The organism is Rhodococcus sp. (in: high G+C Gram-positive bacteria), assembly GCF_049286785.1.
GTDB lineage: Bacteria > Actinomycetota > Actinomycetes > Mycobacteriales > Mycobacteriaceae > Rhodococcus_F.
This window is the reverse complement of the sequence record NZ_JBAQEO010000626.1, coordinates 1-8,678: the sequence shown is the minus strand read 5'-3', so window position 1 is coordinate 8,678 and position 8,678 is coordinate 1. Positions and strand designations below refer to the sequence as shown.

General features: G+C 65.8%; 9 protein-coding genes and 2 pseudogenes. 4 read left to right on the top strand and 7 right to left on the bottom strand.

Annotation, left to right across the window (positions count from 1 at the left end; all coding sequences use genetic code 11):
- From WAW17_RS22785 to WAW17_RS22770, 4 genes are all read right to left on the bottom strand, one after another.
- The coding region (locus WAW17_RS22785) for an enoyl-CoA hydratase/isomerase family protein (RefSeq protein WP_422335180.1) at positions 1-256 on the bottom strand (256 nt) is incomplete at its 3' end.
- Positions 253-987, bottom strand: a complete 735-nt coding sequence (locus WAW17_RS22780; RefSeq protein WP_422335179.1) for a tyrosine-protein phosphatase — start codon at positions 985-987, stop codon at positions 253-255. The genes WAW17_RS22785 and WAW17_RS22780, both read right to left, overlap by 4 nt.
- Complete coding sequence (locus WAW17_RS22775; protein ID WP_422335178.1) at positions 984-1,439, bottom strand: nuclear transport factor 2 family protein; 456 nt, start codon at positions 1,437-1,439, stop codon at positions 984-986. The genes WAW17_RS22780 and WAW17_RS22775 overlap by 4 nt, the downstream gene beginning before the upstream one ends.
- Before the next feature lie 2 nt (positions 1,440-1,441).
- Positions 1,442-1,969 carry a DoxX family protein gene (locus WAW17_RS22770; RefSeq protein ID WP_422335177.1) on the bottom strand — a complete coding sequence of 176 codons (528 nt, stop codon included), beginning with the start codon at positions 1,967-1,969 and terminating at the stop codon, positions 1,442-1,444.
- 176 nt (positions 1,970-2,145) lie between these two features.
- Here WAW17_RS22770 and WAW17_RS22765 point away from each other — a divergent pair, with 176 nt between their 5' ends.
- The 4 genes and pseudogenes from WAW17_RS22765 (at position 2,146) to WAW17_RS22750 (ending at position 6,274) form a co-directional block, all read left to right on the top strand.
- Positions 2,146-2,910 carry an SDR family NAD(P)-dependent oxidoreductase gene (locus WAW17_RS22765; RefSeq protein WP_422335176.1) on the top strand — a complete coding sequence of 255 codons (765 nt, stop codon included), beginning with the start codon at positions 2,146-2,148 and terminating at the stop codon, positions 2,908-2,910.
- Positions 2,911-3,013: 103 nt separating this feature from the next.
- A pseudogene (locus WAW17_RS22760) lies at positions 3,014-4,091 on the top strand (phosphotransferase family protein).
- Positions 4,092-4,125: 34 nt separating this feature from the next.
- Positions 4,126-5,275, top strand: a pseudogene (locus WAW17_RS22755) (acyl-CoA dehydrogenase family protein).
- Between the two features lie 81 nt (positions 5,276-5,356).
- Positions 5,357-6,274, top strand: a complete 918-nt coding sequence (locus tag WAW17_RS22750; RefSeq protein WP_422335175.1) for a TetR family transcriptional regulator — start codon at positions 5,357-5,359, stop codon at positions 6,272-6,274.
- 202 nt (positions 6,275-6,476) lie between these two features.
- Here WAW17_RS22750 and WAW17_RS22745 read toward each other — a convergent pair whose 3' ends face one another.
- The 3 genes from WAW17_RS22745 to WAW17_RS22735 form a co-directional block, all read right to left on the bottom strand.
- Positions 6,477-6,737 carry an LLM class flavin-dependent oxidoreductase gene (locus tag WAW17_RS22745; RefSeq protein ID WP_422335174.1) on the bottom strand — a complete coding sequence of 87 codons (261 nt, stop codon included), beginning with the start codon at positions 6,735-6,737 and terminating at the stop codon, positions 6,477-6,479.
- A gap of 100 nt (positions 6,738-6,837) precedes the next feature.
- Positions 6,838-7,848 (bottom strand): ABC transporter ATP-binding protein, encoded by a 1,011-nt coding sequence (locus WAW17_RS22740; RefSeq protein ID WP_422335173.1) that lies wholly within the window; start codon positions 7,846-7,848, stop codon positions 6,838-6,840.
- On the bottom strand, positions 7,845-8,678 hold an 834-nt coding region (locus tag WAW17_RS22735; RefSeq protein WP_422335172.1), incomplete at its 5' end, for an ABC transporter permease. The genes WAW17_RS22740 and WAW17_RS22735, both read right to left, overlap by 4 nt.

Genomic DNA, 8,678 nt, shown 5'->3' with positions numbered 1-8,678 from the left:
GTTCGAGGGACTGCCCTTCGGACATCGCGACGAGGTCGCCGCCACCGCAGAACGCCTGGTCGCCAGCGCCGGTGAGGATCACGACCCGCACCTGCGGGTCGTGGTGGGCCCGTTCGAGAGCGTCGCCGATCTGTTCGGCCATGTCCGCGTTCATCGCGTTGCGGGCGTGAGGCCTGTTGAGGGTGACGGCGAGGACCCCGTCGCGGAGTTCGGTCAGTACCGACGGTGCCCCGACGTCAGTTCGTGTCGCGGTCATGACTTCTGCCCTTCCGAACCGGCGGTCACCGGCGCGGCGACACCGTGCATCCGGGCCCGCCATGTATCGAGGTGGGCGGGGTTCGCGCCGTGGTCGAGCATCCACTGTTCCGGACCACCGGGTGCAGACGTGAGTTGCTCGACGATCGGGGTGATCGCGTCGGCGGGCGCGCGCAGGAACTGCTCGGCCAGCGGAGGGGAATTGCGGGTGCGGATGCCGACATCGAGCCACCGGTCGATGAGGTCGAACAGGACATCTTCGCTGCGAATGTAGTCGTCGACGACGGCGCCCGGCTCGACACCGGCCGCGAGCAGCAGCACTGCGACCAGGACGCCCGTGCGGTCCTTGCCGGCGGTGCAGTGCAGCAGGACGGGGCCTTCGGGTTCGGCGACGAGCGCGAGGATTTCTCCCGCGCGGGTTTCGTTGTAGTGGAGCATGCGCGTGTAGAGCGACTGCAGGTCGACCGGTCGGGCGCCGGGCGCTGCCGAATCGAACAACGGCATGTTGTGCACCACCGTGCCGTCCGGCCAGCCGTATGCGAACCGATCGCGTTCGGTGTCACCGCGCAAATCGACAACGGTACTCGGCGGCCAGGATTCGAGGTCCGGAAGCACCGAGTCGCCCGGGTACGGAGCGTCGCCGCGGTACAGAACTCCGTGCGCGGTCACCCCGCCGTCGACGAGCGGCAATCCGCCCACGTCACGGAGGTTGACGAATCCGCGTGCGGTCATTGCGACCACCGCGCCGCGAGGAAGGAGCCAGGTGCCGTCGTGTCGACCGCCACGAAGCGGTGGGCGATGAGCCAGCGGTTGCCGGCCGGGACGAACACGTCCCGGTATCGGCCCCAGTGGTCCGCGCCGTCGGGCCCGAACACCACGAAGTAGGCGCGGGTGTCGATGCGGTCGGGCGTGATCGAGTCGAACATCAGATTCGCGACGAAGTGGCGCTGAAAGAACTTCGCGCCCGACGTCGTCCGTGGCCGATCGGCAGGGGCCGCGCCTCCGCCGAGCATCTTGACGATCGCGTCACGGCCCGTCGCACTGGATCGGCCCTTGATCTCGAGTGTTCCGTCCGGTGTGAAGCACTCGGCGAGTTCGGTGAGCTTCCCACCGTCGCCTGCGTGCGTGTACCGGGCGACGGTGTCGCGGATGGATTCGCTGGTGTGCAGCTCCAGGAGATCCATCGTTACAACGCGGTCACCGACTCGTCGCTCTGCTCGGGTGCGGGCCGGTAGCACGTCCCGAGCAGGATTCCGGCCGCGGCCAGGCCGCCGATCAGTGCGATCGCGCCACCGACCCAGCCGTCGAGCAGGTTGTCGCCGAAGATCAGGTGGTCGAGGCTCGCGCTTCCGGCGCCCATGATTGCGACGACTACCGCTCCCCCGGCGAGCACGAGGTTGTACTCCCAGCCGTCGGCGGCCACGAAGAAGCCCTTGCCTCGGTGCACGGTCCATGCGGCAACGAACATGAGCGAGACGAATCCGGCGGCAGCGAACGGGGTGAGCAGGCCCGATGCGAGCGCGATGCCCGCGCCGACCTCGGTGAGCGCGGCCAACCACGCGTGCACCTTGCCGGGCCGCATGCCCATACTGTCGAACCATCCGGCCGTGCCGGGGATGCGGCCGCCGCGGAAGAGCTTGCCGTATCCGTGCGCCGCCATCGTCAACCCCAGTAGCACTCGGAGTATCACCAGGCCGGTGTCAATCGTGTCCACTTCAGCTCCGTTTCCCTCGACATGGTCACTCGCGGACGGATGTGTTGCCAGTGCCACACCAATCCTGCTACACAAGTCTTACCTGTATAACTAGGTTGTCGGCAAGGGTAGCGGTTCCAGTCTTGCGAGCAATACCTGTTTGCCGTTGTTTCTTACGAACGAAAGGTCACCCTTCCATGGATCTCACCAACGCGTCTGCCGCGGTCACCGGCGGCGCCTCCGGCCTCGGACGGGCAACCGCCGAGGCGTTCATCGCACGGGGCGTCCCGACCGTCATCATCGACCTGCCGTCCTCCGCCGGCGAGACCGTCGCCAAGGAACTCGGCGAACTCGCCACGTTCGCGCCCGCCGACGTCCGCGACGCCGATGCCGTCGACGCCGCACTCGCCGAGGCCGAGAAGAAGGCTCCGCTGCGTGCCGTCGTGCATTGCGCCGGCCGGGGCGGCAAGCTGCGCCTTGTCGAGAAGGACGGCACACCCGGCAGTCTCGACCTCTACCAGGAGGTCGTCGACATCAACCTCGTCGGCAGCTTCAACGTGCTGCGCCTGGCCGCGGCCCGCATGGTCAAGAACGACGAGGTCGGCGGAGAACGCGGCATCGTTATCATGACCGCGTCCGTCGCAGCCTTCGAAGGCCAGATCGGCCAGGTGCCTTACGCCTCCGCAAAGGCAGGCATCGTGGGCCTGACCCTCGTCGGCGCACGCGACCTCGCACGCAAGCTGGTCCGCGTTGTCACGATCGCTCCCGGCACATTCGAGACACCGATCCTGAACAACCTCTCCGACAAGGTCCGCGAATCCCTCGCGTCGCAGGTCCCGCACCCGTCGCGCCTGGGCATCCCCGCCGAGTACGCCAAACTGGCTCTGTCGATCGTCGACAACGCCATGATCAACGGCGAAACCATCCGTATCGACGGCGCGATTCGCATGGGCCCCGTGTAGGTCCGGACATTCCCGCTCGAACAGGGACGAGGCCGGCCGGTGATCCAACCGGTCGGCCTCCTACATCTGCGACCGGAGACGGTGGTAGCGTTTACACCGAACGATCGTTCGCTGTGTTGGGTCCGTTCGGAAGGGTATCCCGCTGACCACTGAAATCGACGTGCGTGCACTGACGCTGTATCTCGGCCGCGCACTCGACGGCGGTGTGAGTGGCGAGCTGACCGTCTCGCTGATCAGCGGTGGCCGCTCGAATCCCACCTATCGCGTCGCCGACGCCGACCGGACGTGGGTTCTGCGTCGCCCACCGCATGGGCACGTTCTGCCGAGCGCGCACGACATGAAGCGTGAGTTCACGGTGATCAAGGGACTGGCCGGCGCGGCGGTCCCGGTGCCCGAAACGGTGCTGCTGTGCGGGGACACGGATGTTCTCGGCGCGCCGTTCTACCTCATGGAGTTCATCGACGGAGTGCCCGTCGGGACGGTCCAGCAGGCATCGCGTCTGACATCGGACGAACGTCGCCGACTCGGGTTCGATCTGGTCGACACCCTGGCCGTGCTGCACGGCGTCGACCCGGACGCGGTCGGCCTCGGCTCGTTCGGCCGCCCCGACGGCTACCTGGAACGCCAGCTCGACCGCTGGGCCCGGCAATGGAACGCCTCGCGCACCACCGATCGACCCGAGGTGTCCGTGCTGCTGGACAAGCTGCGCCGCGCACTGCCCACCTCACTCTTCCCCGGCATCGTCCACGGTGACGTCAAACTCGACAACGTCCTCGCATCCCGGGACGACAAAGGAAAGATCGTCGCAGTACTGGACTGGGAAATGGCCACGCTCGGCGACACCCTCGCGGACGTCGGAATCATGCTGAGTTTCTGGGATCAACCCGGCACGATCGACAACCCGATCACCAAGGGTCTCGCGCGGCTCGACGGATTTCACACGCACAGAGCTTCTCGACCGTTATGCCACTCAGTGCGGGATCGAGATCCCTGACGTCGACTGGTACACGGTGTTCGCGGACTTCAAGATCGCCGTCATACTCGAGGGCATCAACGCCCGGCACGCGCAGGGCGGCACCGTCGGTGAAGGCTTCGACGACATCGCCGACATGGTCGGCCCGCTGCTGCAACGCGCACTCGATCTCGCCGCAGCCTCGTCCGTCACCGAACTTCGCCGCTGATCGCGGCACCACCGAAGAGATGGGAGCCACGGAAGTGGACTTCGAATACAGCCCGAAAGTTGTTGAACTACAAGAAAAAGTGTCGGCGTTCATACAGGAACGGGTGCTGCCCGCCGAGGCGATCGCAGAAGAGCAACTCGCGTCCAAACCGGACCACTGGGGTGCGCCGCCGATCATGACCGACCTCAAGGCCGCCGCCAAACGCCAGGGTCTGTGGAATCTCTTCCTCCCCGCCCGCGAGGGTGCGGGGCTGACCAACCTCGAGTACGCACCCCTCGCCGAGCTCACCGGCTGGAGTCCGCTGCTCGCGCCCGAGGCGTTCAACTGTTCCGCACCCGACACCGGGAACATGGAACTGCTGCACCTCTACGGCACGGACGCGCAGAAGAAGGAATGGCTCGCTCCGCTTCTCGACGGCGAGATCCGGTCGTGCTTCTCGATGACCGAACCCGACGTCGCGAGTTCCGACGCCAACAACGTCCGGCTCGAGGTCGCCGAGGACGGCGACAACTGGGTCCTGACCGGGCGCAAGTGGTGGTCCACCGCGGCGCTGCGCGACGACTGCCGGGTGGCCATGGTCATGGGCGTGACGGACCCCGAGGCCGCGGTCGGCAGCCGCCACAGCATCGTGCTCGTCCCCATCGACACCCCCGGGTTGAACATCGTCCGATCCACCACGGTGCTCGGCTTCACCGACCGCCACGAGGGCGGCCACGCCGAGATCTTCTTCGACAAGGTCCGCGTTCCCAAGGCGAATCTTCTCGGACCTCGTGGCAAGGGATTCGCTGATGACCGAACGCGCCCGTACGCGTGTCGCGTTCGGGCGGCCCCTCGCAGAGGAGGGTGTGGTGCAGGCGACCGTCGCCGATGCACGCATCCGACTCGACGCGGCGCGCCTGTTGGTGCTGCGCGCCGCCTGGCGGATGGACGTCGAGGGCACCAAGGATGCCCGCCACGACATCGCCGCCGCCAAGGTGCTGGTGCCGCTCACGGTCAAGCAGATCATCGACGACGCAATGCAGATCTTCGGCGGCGCCGGACTGTCGCAGGACACCATCCTGCCCGTCCTCTACGCGCAGGCCCGGTTCCTCCAGATCGCCGACGGACCCGACCAGGTGCACCGCCGCTCGCTCGCCCGCGCCGAATTCGCCGCGACCCCGGTCCTGAAAGAAGTCCGCGGGTAAGCGAGCGAGAGCAGATGCGCGGCGTTCACCTCACCGACCCACCTATGTTTAGACTTACTGAACACAAGGAGAGGGGTGGACGTGGCGATCCATGACGAAAGACCCCGGCCGGCAGACGCGATTCTGGGGGCGCAGATACGCGCGGCGCGGATGTCTCGACAGATCAGCCTCCGCGCTCTTTCCCGCACCCTCGGCGTCAGCCCGGCCACGATCAGCCAGATCGAGAACGGCAACACCGGACTCAGCGTCGTTCGCCTCGGCCGGATTGCCGATGCCCTGAATTTGAACGTGTCGCAAATCCTCGACATCGAGGTCGACCCGGAGAACCCGAAACCTTCATCGGAGCGGCCCCAGCCGAGACCGCCAGCCCGACATCGGAACGCACTCGAACCGTCGGGATCCGATTGGCGTACCTACGCGCCGTTGAATTTCGACCCCGTCCTTCGGGCCGCCCTCGACGAATTCGTTGCAATCGGTTATCACGGCGCGAGTATGCGTAGCATCGCGGCTCGGTGCGGGTTGTCCGTCGCCGGGATCTACCACCACTACCCGAGCAAGCAGCACATGCTCGTGACACTCCTCGAGTATGCGATGACCGACCTGCAGCAACGGAGTGAGGCCGCGCGAGACGAAGGACGTAATCCGGTCGAACGATTCAGCCTGCTCATCGAAAATCTCGCCCTATACCACACGCACCGCAGAGAACTCGGCTTCGTCGGGGCGAGTGAGATGCGTAGCTTCGATACCGAAAACCGGCTCGCGATCGCCGACAGGCGCAACATTCAACAGCGCATGATCGACGTGGAGGTCGAAGCTGCGGTTCGCGAAGGTCAATTCCGCGCTGATCATCCCTACGAGGCATCACGCGCTGTCGTCACAATGTGCACCGCACTGCCCACCTGGTGGCGTCCCGATGGGCCACTGAGTCCGGAACAGGTTGCCGAACATTATGTCGGGTTCGCGCTCGACCTCATGCGGTGCGCGTCGCGCGAGATGTAACCGATACCCAATAGTAAAGGCGGACGAGTCGTTCAGGCGGGTGATCTTCTCGGCGGACGATTCCGGTGGCGCTCGTGCCGTGTGCACACCGATCGTGACGGTGCACACCGGCGGTGCCAGCGGGATGGGCGCCGGGCTCGTTCGATCCTCGGGAGCAGCCGGCGCGAGCGTCGCATCCCTCGACATCGACGAACAGGAGGGTTCACGCATCGCAAACCTGTGCGTGATAAGCGCTTTCACCTGCGCCCAGGCCGGACATGAATCGCCCGCCAGAGAACCGTTGAAGGTCGTTTGCCGCGTATGCGAGCGTCATCGGCGAACGTGCGAAGGCAACGGCAATCGAGGTACTCAACTCGATGGTACTGGTGGCGTCGGCTGCCACCAGTACCAGCGGCAGGAATGGATCTTGGTTGATTTCTGCCGCTGTTGCGGCATCGAATCCGATGGCTTGGTTTTCGGCCACGCCGCTCGTACCTTTGGGCGGTGGGCGCCGGATCGACGTGACAAACCTGGCCGGGCGAGACCGATCACCGGTCGGTCTCGCGGACCGACGGCGCCGAATCTCAGACCGGAAGCGATGTCGTGGTCTGCGGATGCACGCACCGGTCGGCCCGGTCCTCACCGCGATGAACGAGGTCGATGACGTCGGTGTCGCACACGCCGGGCGCAAACATCGAGCAGCGGGGATGGAACCGGCAGCCTGCTGGGATCTCGTCCGGCGGCGGCACGCTGCCGGGGACCGGTTCGAGCCTCCCTCCACGACCGCGGCGAGGTGTCGCTGCGAGCAGGCCCTTCGTGTACGGGTGCGACGCCCGGACCAGAACGTCTGCCGTCGGGCCCTCCTCGACGATCTGCCCGCAATACATCACCGCGATCCGATCGCAGGTCCCGGACGCGACACCGAGATCGTGAGTGATGAGCAGGACCGCGACGTCGAGATCGTGCTGCAGTTCGGCGAGCAACTCCATCACGCGTGCCTGCACGGTTGCGTCGAGCGCAGTCGTCGGCTCGTCGGCGACCAAAACGGACGGTTCGCACGCGAGTGCCATAGCGATCATGACGCGCTGCGCCATACCTCCACTGAAGCTGAACGGCATTTCGTGTGCGCGCCGCGCCGCGTCCGGGATCCGCACCCGATCGAGCATCTCCACAGCTCGTGCCCACGCATCCTTCCGGCTGCTGCCGCGGTGACGCCGCACGGATTCGGCAATCTGACCTCCGACCGACATCGTTGGGTTCAGACTTCGTCGGGGCTGTTGGAAGATCATGCCGATGTCGCGACCGAGAATCGCGCTGCGCCGCTTGGGGGTGAGCGCGAGGACGTCGATGTCGCCGAGACGGACGCTGCCGGCCACGATACGGCCGCCGGTGTAATCCGTCAGTCCCGTGATCGCGAGCGAAGTGACGCTTTTCCCGGACCCGGATTCGCCGACCAATCCGAGCATTTCGCCGCGGCGAAGCACGAGGTCCACGCCGTCGACCGACCGGACAACGCCCGCCCCTGCACCGAATTCCACCGTGAGGCCGCGGGCTTCGAGAACGATGTCTCCAGTGGTCGCACTGTACTTGCTCATCGTGTCCCCTTCGTGTCGCCGACGGCGGTGCGCAGACCGTCGCCGATCTGGGAGAACGCCAGGACCGTCAGCGCGATGGCCAAGCCCGGCGCGAACATCAGGAACGGTGCCGCATAGAAGTTGTCGAAAGCCGTGCGCAGCAGCGATCCCCAACTCGCCTGTGGCGGTGTGACTCCCAGTCCGAGGAAGCTGAGGTTCGCCTCGGCGATCATCGCGATGCCGAAGAGCAGGCTGATCTGGACCAGCACCGGAGGGAAGGTGTTACGCAGTATGTGGACATACATGATGCGCAGCGGTCGACATCCGATCGCGACGGCAGCTTCGACGTATGTTTCGGAGCGCACCGCCATCGTGGCACCGCGAACGATGCGGAAAATCGAAGGCGAGAACACTACGCCGATTGCAAACATCGACGTCGTAAGGCCCGGCCCGACGACCGCAACCACGGCAACGGCGAGCAGGAGAGCGGGTACGCTCATCAGCGCATCGTTGAGTCGGCCGAACACCGCGTCGATCCTGCCCCCGAAGTAACCGGATACCAGGCCCAGTGGCAGACCGATGACCACCGACACGAGCACAGCCTCTGTCGCCGCGATCATGGTCACGCGCGTCGCATCGACTAGTCGACTGAACTGGTCACGCCCGAGATCATCGGTGCCGAACCAAAATTCGTGGCTCGGTGACACCAGGGCATTCCGCAGGTTCAGGGTGTTGGGATCGGTGGCCACGACAAGTGGCCCGATGATTGCCACGAGGGTGACGAATCCCAGGAAGACGAGGGCACACAGCGTTACCCGGTCGCGACACAGCGCTCGTACGGTCGTCGCTAC